The organism is Cupriavidus sp. UME77 (assembly GCF_014170355.1).
Taxonomy (GTDB): Bacteria; Pseudomonadota; Gammaproteobacteria; order Burkholderiales; family Burkholderiaceae; genus Cupriavidus; species Cupriavidus basilensis.
The window spans coordinates 1-17,374 of record NZ_LZZU01000011.1 but is presented as its reverse complement, the minus strand read 5'-3'; the positions used below and the strand labels follow the sequence as shown (position 1 = coordinate 17,374).

Here is a 17,374-nt window from a genome sequence, read left to right as displayed (position 1 = left end):
TCCTGCGTGCTTCGTGTAGGGCAAGATTAGGACTGATCGTAGGTGGCAACAAGCGCAATTCGCGCGCAGGCGTGCGACAATCGCGCGTATGCGAGCGACTGGCGCTCGAGATTAGGGTTTCCGCTATGGATAAAGAACCGTTGAGCCGTCGGGACTGGATTGCCGGGCTGGAGAAAGGCCTGGCCATCCTGGAGGCATTCGATAACGACCACCCGCGCCTGACACCCACGCAGGCGGCCCAGCTCACCGGCCTCACGCGCACCGCGGCGCGGCGCTACCTGCTCACGCTGGAGCATCTGGGCTACACCACCAGCGATGGCACCTTGTTCAGCCTCACCCCGCGCGTGCTCAAGGTCGGCTGGTCGTACTTCGACTCCGCGCGCCTGCCACGCACCGTGCAGCCGTTCCTGCAGCAGATCACCGCCGCCGTTGGCGAGCCGGCTTACCTGAGCGTGCTGGACGACTGGGAACTGGTGTTTATCTGCCGCACCGGCACCAGCCGGGTGATGAACACAGGCTTCGTGCTAGGCGCGCGCGTGCCGGCGCCGCTGGCGTCGTCCGGCGTGATGATGCTGGCGTCCGAGCCGGAGGAGAAGGTCAAGGCCTGGCTGGAAGGCTGCGTGCTGACGCCTTACACGCCGTACACGATCATGCAGCAGGATCGCCTGATGGCGGAAATCCGCCGTGCCGGCGCTCAAGGTTATGCCTTGGTCGAGCAGCAGTTGCAGATCGGCGTGCGGGGGGTGGCGGTGCCGCTGCGGGATCGCCATGGGAAGGTGATCGCCGCGCTCAGCGTGAATATGCAGATCGGGGACGAGAGCGCGGAGCAGGCGCTTGAGCGGGTGCTGCGGGTGCTGCAGGATACGGCGATTTCGATCATGCGGGTGTTGTGAGACTCGCCGCGCCCGGCAAGCCTGTCAGGGGAGCGCGTGAAATGCGCCGAGCAAAAAGAGCAACGCGCTCAGCGTGAAGAAGGAAGCGATGGTTGTGATCAGCAAGGTCACAGCGCTGAAATCTTCCTGCCCGTAGGCCTGGCCCAGGGTGGCGTAGATGCCCATCATGGGCATGGCCGCCATCAACACGGCCGCTGCGCTAAGCGAGCGGTCGATCTCGGGCAGCCCGAGCATCGGCAGCATCGTGATCGCCAGCAATACGCACAACGGATGCAGCACCAGCTTGCCCACCACAATGGGCACAATCCGCGAGCCGAGCCCGCCGGTGGGCAGTCCGACCAGCGTGCCGCCGATGACAAACAGGGAGAGCGCACTGCAGGCGGTTGCCAGCGTATCGACGGTGCGCGTGACCGGCGCAGGCAATGTCAAGCCAAGCACCGACACCGCCAGCCCCGCGAGCAAGCCAAGGATCAGCGGGTTGCAGATCAGCCGGGCCAGCGCTTTGCCTAACGTTTGCCACCGGCCCGCGCTGCCCGGTTTGCGCTCCGCCATGAAGAGCAGGAAAGGAATCACCAGCAGGTTTTCCACCACCATGTTGAGCGCGAGCGAAACGCCGGCTACCGGCGCCAGCGTCAACAGGAGGATGGGATAGCCGATGAACCCGCTGTTCGAACACGACATGCCCATCGCATAGAACGCGCTGGTGGCAGGATTCAGCCGGCTGACGCGCCGGCACCAGGCATAGCCCAGGCCGATCACCGCCCACGATCCGATGCAATAGGCAAGCAGGTAGCTGACGTTGAGAATCTCGCCAACCTGGCGTTGCGACAGCGCGCGCAATAGCAGCGCCGGCAATGCCAGGTTGATCACGAACTTCCCGAACACGCGCATGTCGGCCTTGGCAAACAGCCCGGCGCGGGTCGTCGCGAATCCGATCAGGATGAGGATGTAGATCGGCGCGATGATCGCCAGGATATTGAGCATGCGAGTCTTGTCGGTATTCTTGTCGGTATTTGTCGGCCTGTCTGCTTGCCTGTCCAGGTCCGGCTACGCGCCTCAGAATTTATGGCGAAGGCCGGCCATGAAGCCCAGCCGGGTCGTGTTGCCGAACATATTGCCGCTGTTGTTGAAGTTTGGCGAGCTGTTCAGCGGGATCCAGGCGCCGCTCAGGTGGGTGTAATCCACTGCCACATAGACGTCCGTGCGCTTGCTGAAGTTGTAGTCCAGCATGCCCGCGGTGGTCATGCGCTTGCCGCTCTCGCCGGCATGCTTGAGCCAGTCGTACTGGAAGGTGCCGATCAAGCTGAGGGCTTCGGTGATATTCACGCGCGTGCCGATATAGCCCACGTTGTTGCGGTAGTCGGCCACATCCAGGCGGTTGTTGGTATAGCCCAGGTAATACTGCGCGCGCGACGTCTTCCAGGTTCCCCCCAGGCCCCACACGGTTTGCTTGCTGGCCTGCGCGGCCGGCACGGCGCCGAAGAAGGCCGAGGAGACATCGTGCGTGACCTGGTAGACGGCACCAACCTCGATTGGCCCGGTGCTGTAGACCAGCGAGCCGGCACTGGCGTTGCTGGCCTTGATGCTGCCCGCGACCTCGCCAAAGGTATAGGCCGCCGCCGCCTGCAGTCCGCCGAACGATTTGATGTACTTGATGGTGTTGTCGTAGCGCAGGCCGGTGTAGTTGCCGCCCTGGTAGCCGACGATGGAGTTGTTGGCGAAGGCCATGGCCTCGTAGGAGGACAGGATTTCGTGGGCGAGCGTGTATTGCCGGCCCAGCGCAAGCTTGCCGAAATCGCCGTCCAGGCCGATCACCGCGGTGCGCCCGAACAGGCGGCCGCCTTGCTGGCTGCTGCCGGTATCCGGGCTGAAACCCGATTCGAGGATGTAAAAGGCCTTCAGGTTGTTGCCGAGATCTTCGGTGCCGCGCAGGCCCCAGCGGCTGCCGGTGAGTTCGCCATCGGTCATTTCCCACTTGCTGTTGCCGGCGGCGTTCGCGTGGGTGGAGTAGCGGATGGTGGTGTCGACGAGGCCATACAGGGTGACGCTGGATTGCTGGGCGAATGCGGGCAGGGCGGCGCTCCCCAGAACGAGCAGGGCGGCGGCTTTCTTGTTCATGTCGATACTCCTCCAGATACTTTTCATATGGATATCAATATTGATATTGATTTTTTTAAAAACGTGGGATTGGTAATTCGATTTGATTCGATTCAATTCAATTTCATTCGATTGCGCTTTTGTGTATCAGCGCTTTCGGAGAAACGGGCCCCCTTTCGGTGCGTGCGATCGCACCGACATCAGGTGAAAGGAGCGTGACAGGGCCGTGATATCGGCGATATCGCCGATATCGCCAACTAGTGCATATCGGTAGAGGGCGACGGAGGCAGAACCTGGCTTCAGAGAGCGCTGGTCCGCGGCGGACCGGCTGCTCTGTGCTCCCTAGCCTGTGGTGCGATCAGGCGGCTGCCCGGGCCACCTTTGTCTCGCCCATGGCCTCGGCGCGCAGCCGGTCGTAGTCCTGCTTGTCCATGGGAGCGGCGCTGGGCTCGCCGAGCTCGCTCATGCGGATGCGGTGGGTTTCCCGGGCACTCAGGGCTGCCAGGGCCGCAACGATCGTCACGGCGAAGGTAATCGCGCCGATCGTCAGCGGGATATTGGCCGATCCCGGAGGCGCCACGGTGGCGAACAGCGCGGGAAGCAAGGCGGTGACGGCGGTGCCGATATTCTGCGCGATGGCCATGGCCGACACGCGCGAGCGTGTCGGGAACAACTCGGGGAAGAAGCTCGGGAAAATCGCGTTGTAGCCCTGATAGACGATGCCCCACATCAACAGCGATGCCACGATGGCAAGCGGCACGTTATGGATGCTGATGGCGTAGAGATAGAGGAAGGAAAGCAACCCGGAGCTAAGCGCGCCAATGACGATCGGCGGCTTGCGGCCGATCTTGTCGGACAGGTTGCCGACAATCGGAATGACCAGCACCGCGAGAATATTGCCTGCCACCGGAATCCACAGGTAAAGGCTCTTGTCGAAGCCGATGCCGTATGCCGGCTGCACCGCATAAGCCGCGCCGAAGATCGTGGCTACCACCGGGATCACGTTCATCAGGGACATGCACACCACGCGGATCATGTCGCGCCAGCTGAACTTGAAGGCTTCGATGATGGGCGAACGCACCACTTCGCCAGCCTTGGCTTCCTTGGCAAACGCCGGCGTCTCGGAGACTTCACGGCGGATGATGAAGCCGGCCACCAGCACGCCGGCGCTCAGCAGGAAGGGAATGCGCCAGCCCCAGGCATTGAACGCGTCCGACGGCATGTAGTAGGCAAGGGGCAGGAAGACTGCGGCGGCCAGGATCTGGCCGGCCTGCACCCCCTGGAGCGTGAAGCTGGCGTAGTAGCCGCGGCGCCCGAACGGCGCGTGCTCCAGGATCATCGAGCTGGCGCCGGAGATTTCACCGGCGACCGCGAAGCCCTGGATCAGGCGAAGGATAACCAGGAGCACCGGGGCGAGCATGCCAACCTGGCTGTAGGTCGGCAGCAGGCCGACTGCCACGGTCGAGAAGCCCATCAGGAACATGCACAGCACCAGCACGTTCTTGCGCCCGTGGGTGTCGCCCCAGTGGCCCAGGAAGAGGGCGCCGATGGGCCGGGCGATATAGCCGACACCGTAGGTTGCCAGCGAAGCAACGATGGCGACCTTGGGGTTGCCCGAGGGGAAGAAGATCTGGGGGAAGATCAGCGACGCCGCCGTCGCGTAGATGAAGAAATCGTAGTACTCGAGTGCCGAGCCGATCCAGCCGCTTGCGGTCGCCTTCTTGGTTTGGCGCTTGCCGTGCAGGTCACGGTCATTGAGGGTAGTAGCCAATTTCGTCTCCAATCATTGTTGGCTGGAAATTAAGCGATCCCTTGATCGTCGACAAGGCGAATTCTCGCAATTTGCGCGCTATTCGCGCAGACGGCGCGATATGCGCGCAAAAGTCGGGTTTCTACCAGCGGGATAGCACCCCAATCCGTTGCGGAGAAAGGTCGGATCCCACGTCCGTCCCAAGGGCGTGGCAGCCTCACCGAGGTTGTCCTTTCTACTAGAAAAGTGATTTTTGAGTCCTATGGCACCAGTTGATTTCAGTTCGCTCCCTTTTCCGACGCGCGGCACGCTACTCTGCATCGGCTTCCAGGGTGGTTGCCAGCGCGTGTGGTCCTTGCGTCAGCTGCGCTTTGAGGAAATCGATGCAGGCCCGCATCTTGGCCGAGCTTGATGCGCGCGCGGTGGTCACCGCCCATACGTCGGCCGGCTGGTGGTACGCGGGCAGCACGCGCACCAGTGCGCCGCTGCGGATGCTGCTGGCCACGTCCCATATCGAGGCCATGATGATGCCGTAGCCTTCGTGCGCCCATTGGCGCACGATATCGCTGTGGTTGGAGGCCATGGGCCCGGTGATCTTGACCGTCTCCATGCCGTTGGGCCCGGCCATGCGCCACACCCCGAAGCGTTGGTCGCGGTCCCGAAAGGGCAGGCAGTCGTGCTGCGCCAGTTCCGCCAGGGTCCGCGGCGGGCCGTGCCGGGCCAGGTAGGAAGGCGCGGCGCACAGGATGCGGCTGCCCGGGGCGATCTTGTGGGCAATCAGATGAGGTTCCAGGACCTCGCCCACGCGGATGTCGAGGTCGAAGTTCTCGGCGATCAGGTCGACGCGGCGGTCTAGCAGTTCCAGCCAGACTTCGAGCGCGGGATGGCGCTGGCGCAGCAGGGACAGCGCCGGGCAGAGGTGGTCGCGCCCGAGCCGCAAGCTGGTGCTGATGCGCAGCAGGCCCCGTGGCTCCGCGCTTGCGCCGCCAACCGCTTCCAGCATGCTCTCGACGTCATCCAGGATCTTCTGCGCCCACAGGAAGGCCGCTTCACCGTCGGCGCTCACGCTGACACGGCGCGTGGTGCGGTGGAACAATTTGACGCCGAGCATGGCCTCGAGGGAGGCGATGCGCTTGCTCACATGCGCGGCGGACAGGCCCATCTCGTTGGCGCCGGCGATAAAGCTGGCGCGCCGGGCCACGGTGCAGAACAGGCGTAGATCCCGGAGGAAGGGATCATTGTTCGCTGATGGGACATTGTGAGTTTCCATGGCACCTGATTATCGTGTCGACGTATAACAGTACGCTGTGCTGATGGCCCCTGTCCAGGCGGCCGGATATGGGGCTCACCCGGGGGCTCACCCGGGGGCTCGCCCCACGCTCATCCCTTACCAGCACGGCAAATGACAAAGCTCAGAATCGGCATTGCCGGCGCCGGCCTGATTGGCCGCCGCCATATGGAACTGGTGCAGGCCAGCCCGGCCTGCGAGCTGGCCGCCATTGCCGACCCCGCATCGGCCGCGGCCGAGGTGGCGCGCGCGACGGGCGTGCCCTTGTACGCTTCGCTAGATGCACTCCTTGCAGCGCAACGGCTCGATGGCGTGATCCTCGCCACGCCAAACAATCTGCACGTGGCAGACGCGCTGGCCTGCTTGCGCGCGGGCGTTCCGGCGCTGATTGAAAAGCCCGTGGCGCACACCCTGGAGGAGGGCATGCGCCTGCGCCAGGCAGCCGAGGCGGCCAATGCAAAGCTGCTGGTAGGACATCACCGCGCGCACAGCCCGCTGCTGGCCCGCGCGCGCGAGATCGTGCGCGAGGGCGTGCTGGGCACGCCCGTGGCTGTGGTTGGCTCGGCGATGTTCTGTAAGCCCGATGACTACTTCGCTGCGGCGCCGTGGCGCCGCCAGAGCGGCGGTGGCCCGATCCTGATCAACATGATTCACGAGATCGGCAACCTGCGGGCCTTGTGCGGCGAGATCGTGGCGGTGCAGGCGATGGCGTCGAACGCCGCGCGGCAGTTTCCGGTCGAGGACACGGTGGCGATCAGCCTGCGCTTTGCCAACGGCGCGCTCGGCACGTTCATGCTGTCCGATAGCGCGGCTTCGGCGCGCAGCTGGGAGCAGACTTCGCGGGAGAACGCGGACTATGCCAGCTATCCGGACGAGGATTGCTATGTGATCGCCGGCACGCGCGGCTCGCTCGCGGTGCCGACCATGCGGCTCAAGACCTATGCGCAAGACCAGGACCGCTCGTGGTTCAAGCCCTTCCAGGCCAGCGTGGTCGAGCTCACGCGCGAGGACCCGCTCGCACGCCAGCTCGCGCATTTCTGCGACGTGATCCGCGGCGCTGCCGCGCCGCTTGTCACCGTGCATGACGGGCTGCAGAATCTGCGCGTGACCGAAGCCATCGCCGAAGCCGCGCGCAGCGGGCGCATCGTACAGACGGTGGACGCTTGAGCCAGGCGGCTTTCATGCCGGCGGCAATCAACCAGACCCATCCGAGAAAACCAGAGGAACCACCATGAAATCCGTACTCGTCCTGAACGGGCCCAACCTGAACCTGCTGGGCACGCGCGAGCCGCAGATCTATGGCGCCGCCACGCTCGCCGATGTCGAGGCCAGCCTGCGCCAGCAGGCCGGCCAGCTGGGTTTGTCCCTGGCCTGCTTCCAGAGCAACCATGAGGGTGCCATCGTCGATCGCATCCACGCAGCGCGCACCGAAGGGGTCAACTTTATCCTGATCAATCCGGGCGCCTTCACCCACACCAGCGTGGCGATCCGCGACGCGTTTGCCGGGGTCGCCATTCCTTTCGTCGAGGTACATATCTCGAATGTCCACAAGCGCGAGGCGTTCCGCCATCACTCCTACCTGTCGGATATCGCAGAGGCGGTGATGGCGGGGTTTGGCACCCAGGGGTACGGGCTGGCGTTGCAGTTCATCGCCGCGAAACTGGCGGGCACGCCGGCCTGACAAATCCAATGCACAAGCCGAAGGCGTCGAACAGGCCAAAGCCATACGCCATGACGACGGCTGTATCTCCCTCTCCCCCGGCCCCTCTCCCACAAGTGCTTGGGATTACCCACAAATGGCAAAGCCTTGCAGCGCGCGCAACGGCGGGCGGAACACTTGCTTGAGGCCAAGCAGCATCTGAATGACAGCATCCGAATAGACGCACGGGCGGCCGCGCTTGGATACACCCACGCCGGGCGACGCCAACACGCTTTGGTCTATCCACATCGTGACGTCTCCCCTTGCAATCAGACCGGCGTTGTATTGCGCCCAGTTCTTGACGCGATAGGTGCCCTTGGGCTCGGCTTGCTTCTGTATGTCCCTGCGCATCTTCCCGGCAAAAGACGAGAATCTACGCACCCGGCCCGATTGTTTACAGCGCTATCTTCTCAGACCGTTGCGCGTAAACGTCAACTCGCCGTGCGCCGGGCAGATTTGTGCAACAACGCCTCTCTGTAACTTAATAAAAATGAATGATTTAGGAGTCTTAAAAATTTCCAGTTGTTGTAGGCAAAAATTTAAGATCTTCTGAGTGCGGAAATTTAACTTTCTGATCAAGATGTAGCGGTTGGTCGCATACGGTCTAACTTCACCATGTGGATTGGTCTTCAGAAGCGGCCTTCAGGAGATCATCTTTCCAGATTTCATTGGCGGTTCGAAATATGTCCTCAAAGAAACTGCGTGGTGTTTTTATTTTACTGGTCTCCCACGGGGAGGATGTGGGATTGTTGCTGTCGTAGTCGTATTCAAATAAAGAGTCGAAGTCGTAATTGTTATCAGACAAAGCCTCTTCGAGTGTTTTTATTAAAACAAATCTATGTCGATAAGGTAAGTAGCTCTGATCTGCTATTATGTAATCGTTTATTATTTTTTGTCTGTCCTCTTTTTTGCTTGGATCTAGTTTTATAAGTTCGGTCTTGAATGCTTCATCTTTATATTCCACATCAAGTCCAGCCAAGATAGATGCAACAGTTGGAGTGTAAGGCAGTTCAGTGAAGGGGGCTTTTAACATATTGATGACTCCAGGATTTTAATTGGATTTATTTAAGAGTGAGCTGATATTTTTAGTCTGTCTGGAATGCAGTGAATAGGCGGTCTGTATTCACTTTGTAAAATTTCACCTCTGCTTTGTTCATGTTTTCATTGAGTATTGGATTTTGAGGGTCACGTTTACCAGGCTTGTATCCTCTTCCTGCGCCAGGTTGCTCCATTCTAACGATAGGATTGTTATTTTTGTCGAAGCCTGTATGGGCTTCATTGTCTTTTAGAAATGTGATAGCTAAATCCATGGGTAGGTCATGATCAGTTCTACAGTAGTTAGTGCTGTAATTGACGATGCCTCTCCTGGATAGGATTGCCTTGTTTTTTCAATTTCACATATTTTCTGACCAGACTACGCCACCGCCGACGCAAACTTATAGAAACGTTGAAAAATTCTCTGGGAAGTTAATGTGTAGTAAATTCTCCAATTTTTTATGTTTTCTTACTTTACCGAACCAGAGTTTTTCTTCGTTAGAAGAGTATATTTTTTTGTATCAATTACTGATAGCAGTAAATGTAATTACGTATTAAAGTCTATTGGATAAATATTTCCATTAATTTGATTTTTTGTAGATTTTTTTCTACAATTACGACTCGCGAGATTCACGAAATTTATGTCATTAATTAGCTGTTGTTCTTTATATCTATCGAAAAGGCTAACATTAAGGTTTCCAATATTCAAGGTGCTCCATGTATCTCTCTATATCATCCATGTCGTCATTGCCAAGAGTCGTATCAGTGCGTAGCACGAGGTCGTTTGTTCAAGCTGTCGGCAATTGCGTCGAGTTCTTCATGTGTGTGCACGGACAAGTCGGTGCCCTTGGGCAGGTACTGGCGCGGCGGCCCGTTGGTGTTCTCACAAGTGCCACGCTGCCAGGGGCTGTGCGGATCGCAGAAGTAGACCTTGACGCCAGTGTTGGCGCTAAGAGCCCGTTTGATAATTCAAGGATGGGCGATTCTGCGTAGCAGCAGCCCGCCCATTGCGATATAGACCATGGCCTCGGACACGTCAGGACGCCGCTCGTAGTCCCTGACAAGGCGACGCCAGCGAATCATCCAACCGAAGGTACGTTCCACCACCCGACGCCGGGGTAGCACCGCGAAGCCAACCTGATCCTCGTGACGGCGCACCACCTGCACGACGAAGTCGAGCGTCGCGGCTTTATCCATCAACGTGCGACGATCGTATGCGCCATCTGCAAACAGATGCTTCAGTCCCGGCCAACGCTTCTTTAGGGCCTCCAGAACCGCCAACGCCCCGGTACTGTCGGCGATGTCCGCTGGCGTCAAGTTCACCATCAGCAACCAGCCGTTTGTATCCACGGCAATATGCCGCTTGCGCCCGACGATCTTCTTTCCCGCGTCGTAGCCGCGTTCCTTGGCCGCTGGCGCCTTTACCGACTGGCTATCCACCACGCCCGCGCTTGGGCAAGGCTGCGTGCCTTCCAACTCCCTATCGAGCATTAGCACTACGTCATGAAGCGTCTGGAACAGGAACCGACGCATCAGTCGGCGAAACCACCAGTACACCGTTTGCCAGGCCGGAAAGTCCTTGGGTAGCATGCGCTAGCCACACCCCGAGCGCACCAGGTATCGCAAGGCGTTGATGACCTCCCGCAGATCAGCCTTCCTGCGCCGCCCCCGCTGTGCGGGCTTCGGCAGCAGTCCCTCCATCGCTGCCCACTCCATGTCCGTCAGATCGCTCGGATATCGCTTTGTCTTGGCCGCCATGCTTGCCTGCCGCTCTCGATGTTCTTTTTTCCACATCCGAACGTTAGAACACATCCGCGGCGAATTTTCAAACGGGCGCTAAGCTCACTGTGGCGCGTCATCTCCTTTGCCTGGTCGTACGTCAGGCTCTGGCGCAGCGGCTCAGCAATCGAATTGAGCTTGGCAGAAAAGCCGGCCAGCGCCGAGGCCGCAGTAGCGTCATCCATCTTGGCCAACAGCACCAGACGACTGCTGCGTTCGACCAGCACGCCCACCGAAGACTTGTTGCCCGCGCCCTTGATGAAGTCACCCTCCCAGTGGCCCGGCATGACGCGGTCCTCGACCTCGGGCGGGCGCACATGGATGCTGACCATCTCAGGAATCTGCCCGCGTCGATCAACCCCGCGCTTGCGTGGCATGCGTGTGCTGTGGCCATGGCGCAGTCAGGCGATGAGCTGGCGGCGCAACTCGCCCCTGGGCTGCGCGTAAATGGCCGTGTAGATCGTCTCGTGAGATACATGCATGCTGGGGTCCTCGGGCCACACTCGCTTCAGGATACCGGCGATCTGTTGCGGCGACCACTTCCAATCCAGCAAAGTCAGCACCGCGCCCCACCGAGCGTGTTGCGGATCGAGCTTCGCTACCGGGCGCGCCTGAACCCGCCGCGCCTGCCTCATGGCCTGCGCCGACAGGCTCGCGTAGCCACGCAGCGCACAACTGTTTCGCCTCAGTTCACGGCTGACGGCGCTCGGCTCATGCTCGCAATCGTCATGCGCTCCTCTGGCTGAAGTTGTTGGTACGAAGTTCTGCTTTGCATCTGAACACCTTACCCGAAGCAAGGTGTTGCACTTCAGATTTGAGGCCGCCCAGTTAAGCCGTTGAACTCGCAGTGAAAACCGCGCGGATGGCAAACACTCAATAGGCGATCCTGGCAACGGCACGCAGTTCCTCGGCTGTCGCCGTGCCAAAGCCAAAGAATTCAAGATAGGCGGGAATCATCTCGAACAACATGTCGGTGCCCACCTGGACCTGGCAGCCGCGCTCCAGCGCCGCGCGCAGCAAAGGCGTGTACTCCGTCTTCATCACGACCTCGCCCACCCAGGCTTGCGGGTCGATGCGGCTGACGTCGAAGGGCAGGGGGTCGGCCTCGTTCATGCCCAGCGGCGTGGCGTTGACCACCAGCTGGTAGCCGGCAGGATCGTTCGAGCCCGTGTCGACCTGCAATTGCGGGTAGTGCGCCTGCAGCCGCGCGGCCAGTGCCTGCGCCGAGGCGTCGCGCGCATCGAACAGGCTTAGCCGCGCCACCCCGGCGCCGGCCAGCGACGCGGCAATGGCCGAACCCACGCCGCCGCAGCCGGACACCAGCACGCTGGCGCCTTGCAACTGGCAGCCTTTGCGCTGGATGCCGCGCACGAAGCCCGCGCCATCGAACTGATCGCCGAGCAAGGTGCCATCGTCGCGCAGCAGTACCGCGTTGCAGGCGCCGGCGATGCGGGCCGTCGGGGTGAGCGCGTCCACCAGCGCCATGGTGGAAACCTTGTGCGGCATGGTGATGAGCGCGCCGCGCAGGTTGGTCAGCCGGAACAGCGTGCGCAAGCCGTCGGCGAAGTGCTCGGCTTTCAGGCCCATGGGTACCACGACGGCATTGATGCCGCGCTGCGCGAACCAGGGGTTGTAGATCATCGGCGCCTTGAAGGACTCGGTGGGGTAGCCGATGTGCGCGATGAGGATGGTCTTGCCGTCGATCATGGTGGTGTCCGTGTTGCCAGTTGCCTGTTGCCAATTGCCGTCTGTTCCGCAAGGGGGAAGCGAGGTGGATAGCGCAAGCTTAAGGGGTGAAATGAGGCGAACCAAGAGATTTAATGCGCACTATGCGCGATAGACGGACGTATGTGCGCGCTTATGGGGCGAAATTCGGGTTTGCCCCGGTGGATGAGACCATTTTACGGGGATGGTATTCAAAATAGGGGTTTACCCTTGATTTGTGCGTTCATCGCGCGCTGGCGCACGAATAGCGCGACAGCCCGGGGCGCTCCCATTGTTGGCGCGCGGGGCGCCGGCTACGCTTCGGCTGCCGCCGGCCGTCCCCCGGCACGGCGCCAAGGGGGCACGGCGCCCGGGCTAGAGCGAAGCCACGGCCCTTGCTATGATGGCTAACACCCGCAGCCACCACGGACCACATAAAAAGGAGCAGACATGAGCCGACCGGCAGACGTTTTTTCGCCGCGCGCCGACGATTTCCAGCCTTGGGAGAACCCGCTGGGTATCATGGGCTATGAGTTCGTCGAATTTGCGTCCCCCGATCCCGCGGCGCTTGGGCGTACCTTCGAGCGTTTCGGCTTTCATGCCATTGCCCAGCACCGGCACAAGAACGTGAAGCTGTTCCGCCAGGGCGAGATGAATTTCATCGTCGACGCGGAGCCGGATTCCTTCGCCACCCGCTATGCCTCCGAATATGGCCTCTCGATCTGCGCGGTCGGCATCCGCGTGAACGATGCCGCCACGGCATTCGCGCGCGCGGTCGATGCGGGTGCATGGCCGTTCGAGGCCGGCACGGTTGGCCCGATGGAGCTGAATATCCCGGCCATCCAGGGCATTGGCCGCTCCATCATCTACTTTATCGACCGCTGGCGCGGCAAGGAGGGGCGGCCCGGCGACGTGGGCGACATCTCCATCTACGACGTGGATTTCCGCGCGCTGGCGCATGCCGCCACGGATACTGCCGCCACTACCGCTGGCGCCGGCCTGGTCCGCGTGGATCACGTGACGCAGGCGGTCGACCCCGGGCATCTGGAGGAGTGGCTCGATTTCTATCGCAAGGTGCTGGGCTTTCGCGAGATCCATGAGGTCAATGCCGGCTGGCATGTCGCGAGCGATTCCCGCGTGCTGCTCTCGCCCTGCGGCCTGATCCGCATCCCGATCTACGAGAAAGGCACGCAGCGCCACGACCAGATGGAGCACTACCTGTCGGGGCATCACGGCGAGGGCATCCAGCACATTGCGCTGGCGACCGACGACCTGGTGGCCAGCGCCGGCGCCCTGGCGCGCAACGGCGTGCGCTTTGTCGAGCCGCCCGCGGCCTACTACGACACTGTCGACGCACGCGTGCCGGGCCACGGACTGGATCTGGCGGCCTTGCGGCGCTACGGCATCCTGGTCGACGGCGCGCTGCGCGCCGACGGCACGCGCGAGGCCTTCCTGCAAGCCTTTGCCCGCCGCGAGGCCGGCGAGTTCTTCTTCGAAATCGTCCAGCGCGACAACTACCATGGCTTCGGCGAGGGCAACCTGCCCGCGCTGGAGGCCGCCATGGGCTCCGCCTCCACACCCAACGCTCCGGCTTGAGGGCCAGGATGGCAGCCGGCCCGCCTTGACGGCACGGACCGGCTCGCGGATAGTGCGGTGCGCGGCATCCGCGTGGCCGTTTTCCACGGTTCCTGCGGTTCCCGCGGTTCCCGCGGTGCGTGAATCTCGCTTGCCTCCCTATCCCTATCCCTATCCCTATCCCTGGCCGCGCAGCCGCGGCCCTTGCGCCTGCCGTCAACATGATTTTTTGCTCGCTTCGTGCCACCTCTGCGGATTTCCGACGTACAGCCAGGCGGATGCTGGCGCCGGCCCTGGCGCTTTGCCTCGGCTTGTCCGCCTGCTCGCGGCATGAGGCCCCGCCTGCAGCGGCTGGCGCTTCGTCCGCGCCGGCCGCGCCGGCCTCCGCCGCGGTGGCGCAGGCTGACACCCTCAAGCGCGAGGCGTTGATCCTGCTGGCCTTTCCCGCCTGGCGCGACGACGACAAAGGCCGCGTGGTGCGCGCCGCGTTGCCGGACCCGGACTACAAGGGCACGGGCGAGCCGCCGCTGGTGGAGGGCACCATCGATGTCAAGCCAATCCAGGTGATCCGGCTGGACGACACCCATGCGGTGATGCTGACCGAGGGCATGGTGGTGGAGGAAGGGGGCACGCGCAACAATAGCCGCGCGGCGGGTGCCTGGCTGGGCGCGTACTTCTTTACGCGCGATGCCACGGCCAGTGGCGAAAGCCCTGGCGGCTGGCAGCTCAGCCGGCGTGTCGACGGCTACGACTTCTCAGGCGGGCCAGGCTCGCTTGGCGAGTCGTCGATCGCGAAGATATCGGCCACGGACTTTGCGCTCACCCTGACCTGGGGCGGTTGCTGGCAAGGCTATTGCGGCAGCTGGGCGTCGTTCTATCGCCTGGCGCCGGGGCAGATCTCCACCCTGCTGAGCGGCGAGGCCATGGGCGCGGAGAATTCCGGCGCGCTTGAGCCATGTGAGGAGGCGCTGTCAGGCAAGTCCGATGTGCTCGCGCAACGCGGCACGGATAGTCAGGACGCCGGCGAGCAGGTCTGCTATGCGGTAGAGGGCAAACCGGCATTTGCCCTTGGCGCGGACACGCCGGGTGACCTGACCGTGACGTTCCGGGGCCAGGAGGTCAAAGTACCGGGAGGCGCGGCCAAGCCGCGGCGCAAATCGCTGGATGCAGTGGTGCGCTATCGCTTCCAGGACGGCAAGTACCAGGTAAGCCAGGGCGAGAACCCGGTGCCTTCGTTCTAGTTCCACTTCCTCCACTTCCAGGGCCGCTGCGGCAAGGGGCCGGCTCCGGAGTGCCTGCCCAACGCACGAGAGAGAGACGCACCCATGACCGACATCCACCACGCCGCTGCCCAGGGCTTTTCCAGCCAGGCCGATACCTACGCCCGCGGGCGCCCTGACTATCCGAGCGCGCTTGGCGCCTGGCTGACGACGGAGCTCGGCCTGCAGCCCGGCAAGACGGTGCTGGACCTGGGCGCCGGCACCGGCAAGTTCAGCCGCCTGCTGCTGGCCACCGGCGCCAGCGTGATCGCGGTGGAACCCGTGGCGGCGATGCGCGCCCAGCTAAGCGCCGCCTTGCCCGCAGTGCAGGCGCTGGCGGGCACGGCCGAGGCCATCCCGCTGCCCGACGCCAGCGTCGACGCGGTGGTCTGCGCGCAGGCGTTCCACTGGTTTGCCAACGCCGCGGCCATGGCCGAGATCGGCCGTGTGCTGCGCCCGGGCGGCAAGCTCGGCCTGGTGTGGAACGTGCGCGATGAGTCGGTCGACTGGGTGGCGCAGCTGACCGCCATCATGACCCCGCTCGAGGGCGACGCGCCGCGCTTCTACAAGGGTGACTGGAAGAAGGTGTTCCCGGCCAGCGGCTTCGGCGAGCTGGGGCTGGCCAGCCTGCCTTACGAGCACGTTGGTCCCGCGCAGCAGGTGATCGTGGACCGCGTGATGTCGGTCAGCTTCATTGCCTCGCTGCCGGCCGCGGAGCAGGACGCGGTGCGCGCCCGGCTGCTGGCCGTGATCGACGGCAGCCCGGCGCTGGCCGGCAAGGCCAGCGTGGCGTTTCCCTACCGGACCGAGGCGTATAGCTGCCAGCGGCTGGCCTGACGGACCCGCAGCGGGCACACGGCGGGCACACGGCGGGCACGCTACGGCGCGGCCGCCGGGCCCGGCGCGTTCGCGCTGTAGTCGAGCGGCGCGTCCGAGGGCCGGGGCGTGTCGCCCGCGCGCTCGATCCAGCCGCCGCCGAGGAACTGGTAGAGATCGACCAGGTTGGTCAGCCGTTGCAGCCGGGCGTTGATCAGCAGCAGTTGCGCGCTGTAGAGGTCGTTCTGCGCGGTCAGCACGCTCAGGTAGCTGTCCACCCCGTTGCGAAAGCGCAGGTCCGACAGCACCAGCCGCCGTTCTTGCGAGCCGGTGAAGCGCTCAAGCGCCCTGATCTGGTTGTCGAAGGTGCCGCGCGCCGCCAGGCCATCGGACACCTCCCGAAAGGCGGTCTGGATGGCCTTCTCGTAGGTGGCGATCTCGATGCGCTTCTGTACCTGCGCCAGGTCCAGCGCGGCGATATTCTGGCCGCCCTGGAAGATCGGCAAGGTGATCTGCGGCGCGAACGACCAGGCGGCGGAGCCCGGCTTGAACAAGCCGCCCAGCGTGGGCGACAGCGTGCCCGCGCTGCCGGTGAGCGTCACCCGCGGGAAAAACGCCGCGCGCGCCGCGCCGATGTTGGCATTGGCTGCCCGCAGCGATTGCTCCGCGGCGGCGATGTCCGGGCGCCGGGTCAGCAGGTCGGACGGCAGGCCCGCCGGGATGTCGGCCAGCAAGGCCTGGCTGTTGAGCGGCAGGCCAGGCGGCAGGTTATCCGGCAGCGGCTCGCCCACCAGCAGCACCAGCGCATTTTCGGACTGCGCGCGCAACCGGCTTTCCGTTTCCAGGTTGGCGCGCGCCTGCTCGACCACGCCTTCGGCCTGGCGCAGGGCCAGCTCCGAGCCCGTGCCGACTTCAAACTGCAGGCTGGTGATGCGCAAGGACTCCTCGGCCGTCACCAGCGTTGCGCGCGTGACGGCCTGCGCGTCGTCGAAGCCGAGCATGGTGAGGTACTGGTTCGCCACCGACGACAGCAAGGCCAGTTCCGCCGCCCTGCGGCTTTCCGCCAGCGACAGGAACTGCGCGAGGGCCTGGTCGTTCAGGCTGCGGATGCGGCCGAAGAAGTCGATTTCCCACGACGCGCTGAGCCCAACTGAATACTCGCCGGAGATGGTCTTGCCAGCGAAGGACAGGTTCTCCGGCGTACGCGAGCGGCTCTGCGAGGCCACCGCGTTGACGGCCGGGAACAGGCCGGCCCGGCTGATCTGGTACTGCGCGCGCGCTGCCTCCATGTTCAGTACCGACACACGCAGGTCGCGGTTGTTCTTGAGTGCGAGTTCCAGCAGGCGCTGCAGGCGCGCATCGGTAAAGAAGTCCCGCCAGCCGATCTCCGGGGCAGGCGTGGTGGCCGTGGCGCTGGTGGCGTCCGGCTGGGTGTCGTAGACGCCGCCGGCCGGGAAGGTGGGGGCAACGGGGGCGGCG

Annotated in this window: 14 protein-coding genes and 4 pseudogenes; 6 read left to right on the top strand and 12 right to left on the bottom strand. The window is 63.0% G+C overall.

All coding sequences use genetic code 11. The annotated features are described in order from the left end of the window. The first annotated feature begins 125 nt into the window (after positions 1-125). Complete coding sequence (locus A9975_RS04525; protein ID WP_183031569.1) at positions 126-893, top strand: IclR family transcriptional regulator C-terminal domain-containing protein; 768 nt, start codon at positions 126-128, stop codon at positions 891-893. A gap of 24 nt (positions 894-917) precedes the next feature. On the opposite strand, the gene A9975_RS04520 is transcribed toward A9975_RS04525, so the two are convergent. From A9975_RS04520 to A9975_RS04505, 4 genes are all read right to left on the bottom strand, one after another. Next, a complete protein-coding gene (locus A9975_RS04520; protein ID WP_183031568.1) occupies positions 918-1,877 on the bottom strand; it encodes an AEC family transporter in 960 nt (319 codons plus the stop codon). A 72-nt stretch (positions 1,878-1,949) separates the two neighbouring features. Next, positions 1,950-3,011: a porin gene (locus A9975_RS04515; protein WP_183031567.1), complete on the bottom strand. Its 1,062-nt coding sequence runs from the start codon at positions 3,009-3,011 to the stop codon at positions 1,950-1,952. Between the two features lie 337 nt (positions 3,012-3,348). Next, on the bottom strand, positions 3,349-4,761 hold the full coding sequence (locus A9975_RS04510) for an MFS transporter (RefSeq protein ID WP_183031566.1): 1,413 nt from the start codon (positions 4,759-4,761) through the stop codon (positions 3,349-3,351). A 289-nt stretch (positions 4,762-5,050) separates the two neighbouring features. Next, positions 5,051-6,010: a LysR family transcriptional regulator gene (locus A9975_RS04505; RefSeq protein WP_183031565.1), complete on the bottom strand. Its 960-nt coding sequence runs from the start codon at positions 6,008-6,010 to the stop codon at positions 5,051-5,053. Positions 6,011-6,142: 132 nt separating this feature from the next. On the opposite strand from A9975_RS04505, the gene A9975_RS04500 reads away from it, so the two are divergent. Both A9975_RS04500 and aroQ read left to right on the top strand, forming a co-directional pair. Then, a complete protein-coding gene (locus A9975_RS04500) occupies positions 6,143-7,195 on the top strand; it encodes a Gfo/Idh/MocA family protein (RefSeq protein ID WP_183031564.1) in 1,053 nt (350 codons plus the stop codon). A gap of 64 nt (positions 7,196-7,259) precedes the next feature. Further along, positions 7,260-7,709, top strand: coding sequence for a type II 3-dehydroquinate dehydratase (gene aroQ / locus A9975_RS04495; protein WP_183031563.1), 450 nt, complete (start codon positions 7,260-7,262; stop codon positions 7,707-7,709). 117 nt (positions 7,710-7,826) lie between these two features. Here aroQ and A9975_RS04490 read toward each other — a convergent pair. From A9975_RS04490 to A9975_RS04460, 7 genes and pseudogenes are all read right to left on the bottom strand, one after another. Then, a pseudogene (locus A9975_RS04490) lies at positions 7,827-8,078 on the bottom strand (transposase); the annotation flags it as partial. A 259-nt stretch (positions 8,079-8,337) separates the two neighbouring features. Then, positions 8,338-8,760, bottom strand: a complete 423-nt coding sequence (locus tag A9975_RS04485) for a hypothetical protein (protein ID WP_183031562.1) — start codon at positions 8,758-8,760, stop codon at positions 8,338-8,340. A gap of 52 nt (positions 8,761-8,812) precedes the next feature. Beyond that, the gene (locus A9975_RS04480) at positions 8,813-9,037 is read right to left on the bottom strand and encodes a hypothetical protein (protein ID WP_183031561.1); all 225 of its coding nucleotides are present in this window, start codon (positions 9,035-9,037) and stop codon (positions 8,813-8,815) included. A gap of 487 nt (positions 9,038-9,524) precedes the next feature. After that, positions 9,525-9,716: pseudogene (locus A9975_RS04475) on the bottom strand (IS30 family transposase); the annotation flags it as partial. A gap of 15 nt (positions 9,717-9,731) precedes the next feature. Next, positions 9,732-10,556 (bottom strand): annotated as a pseudogene (locus A9975_RS04470) (IS5 family transposase). 23 nt (positions 10,557-10,579) lie between these two features. Continuing rightward, positions 10,580-11,316: pseudogene (locus A9975_RS04465) on the bottom strand (IS30 family transposase); the annotation flags it as partial. Positions 11,317-11,414: 98 nt separating this feature from the next. Continuing rightward, positions 11,415-12,248 carry a shikimate dehydrogenase gene (locus A9975_RS04460; RefSeq protein ID WP_183031560.1) on the bottom strand — a complete coding sequence of 278 codons (834 nt, stop codon included), beginning with the start codon at positions 12,246-12,248 and terminating at the stop codon, positions 11,415-11,417. Positions 12,249-12,695: 447 nt separating this feature from the next. On the opposite strand from A9975_RS04460, the gene A9975_RS04455 reads away from it, so the two are divergent. From A9975_RS04455 to A9975_RS04445, 3 genes are all read left to right on the top strand, one after another. Continuing rightward, on the top strand, positions 12,696-13,841 hold the full coding sequence (locus tag A9975_RS04455) for a 4-hydroxyphenylpyruvate dioxygenase family protein (protein ID WP_183031559.1): 1,146 nt from the start codon (positions 12,696-12,698) through the stop codon (positions 13,839-13,841). Between the two features lie 257 nt (positions 13,842-14,098). Next, entirely contained in the window at positions 14,099-15,061 is a 963-nt protein-coding gene (locus A9975_RS04450) for a hypothetical protein (RefSeq protein ID WP_183031558.1), read from the top strand. Positions 15,062-15,145: 84 nt separating this feature from the next. Beyond that, the gene (locus tag A9975_RS04445; RefSeq protein ID WP_150987238.1) at positions 15,146-15,916 is read left to right on the top strand and encodes a class I SAM-dependent methyltransferase; all 771 of its coding nucleotides are present in this window, start codon (positions 15,146-15,148) and stop codon (positions 15,914-15,916) included. Positions 15,917-15,957: 41 nt separating this feature from the next. Here the strand turns inward: A9975_RS04445 and A9975_RS04440 are convergent. Further along, positions 15,958-17,374 (bottom strand): efflux transporter outer membrane subunit (locus A9975_RS04440; protein ID WP_183031557.1); only part of this gene is annotated, 1,417 nt, incomplete at its 5' end.

Excerpts from the sequence above, each read along its gene's own strand:
- A9975_RS04525 (WP_183031569.1), top strand. The coding sequence starts at position 126 with ATGGATAAAGAACCGTTGAGCCGTCGGGACTGGATTGCCGGGCTGGAG.
- A9975_RS04520 (WP_183031568.1), bottom strand. The coding sequence starts at position 1,877 with ATGCTCAATATCCTGGCGATCATCGCGCCGATCTACATCCTCATCCTG.
- A9975_RS04515 (WP_183031567.1), bottom strand. The coding sequence starts at position 3,011 with ATGAACAAGAAAGCCGCCGCCCTGCTCGTTCTGGGGAGCGCCGCCCTG.
- A9975_RS04505 (WP_183031565.1), bottom strand. The coding sequence starts at position 6,010 with ATGGAAACTCACAATGTCCCATCAGCGAACAATGATCCCTTCCTCCGG.
- A9975_RS04500 (WP_183031564.1), top strand. The coding sequence starts at position 6,143 with ATGACAAAGCTCAGAATCGGCATTGCCGGCGCCGGCCTGATTGGCCGC.
- aroQ (WP_183031563.1), top strand. The coding sequence starts at position 7,260 with ATGAAATCCGTACTCGTCCTGAACGGGCCCAACCTGAACCTGCTGGGC.
- A9975_RS04485 (WP_183031562.1), bottom strand. The coding sequence starts at position 8,760 with ATGTTAAAAGCCCCCTTCACTGAACTGCCTTACACTCCAACTGTTGCA.
- A9975_RS04480 (WP_183031561.1), bottom strand. The coding sequence starts at position 9,037 with ATGGATTTAGCTATCACATTTCTAAAAGACAATGAAGCCCATACAGGC.
- A9975_RS04460 (WP_183031560.1), bottom strand. The coding sequence starts at position 12,248 with ATGATCGACGGCAAGACCATCCTCATCGCGCACATCGGCTACCCCACC.
- A9975_RS04455 (WP_183031559.1), top strand. The coding sequence starts at position 12,696 with ATGAGCCGACCGGCAGACGTTTTTTCGCCGCGCGCCGACGATTTCCAG.
- A9975_RS04450 (WP_183031558.1), top strand. The coding sequence starts at position 14,099 with ATGCTGGCGCCGGCCCTGGCGCTTTGCCTCGGCTTGTCCGCCTGCTCG.
- A9975_RS04445 (WP_150987238.1), top strand. The coding sequence starts at position 15,146 with ATGACCGACATCCACCACGCCGCTGCCCAGGGCTTTTCCAGCCAGGCC.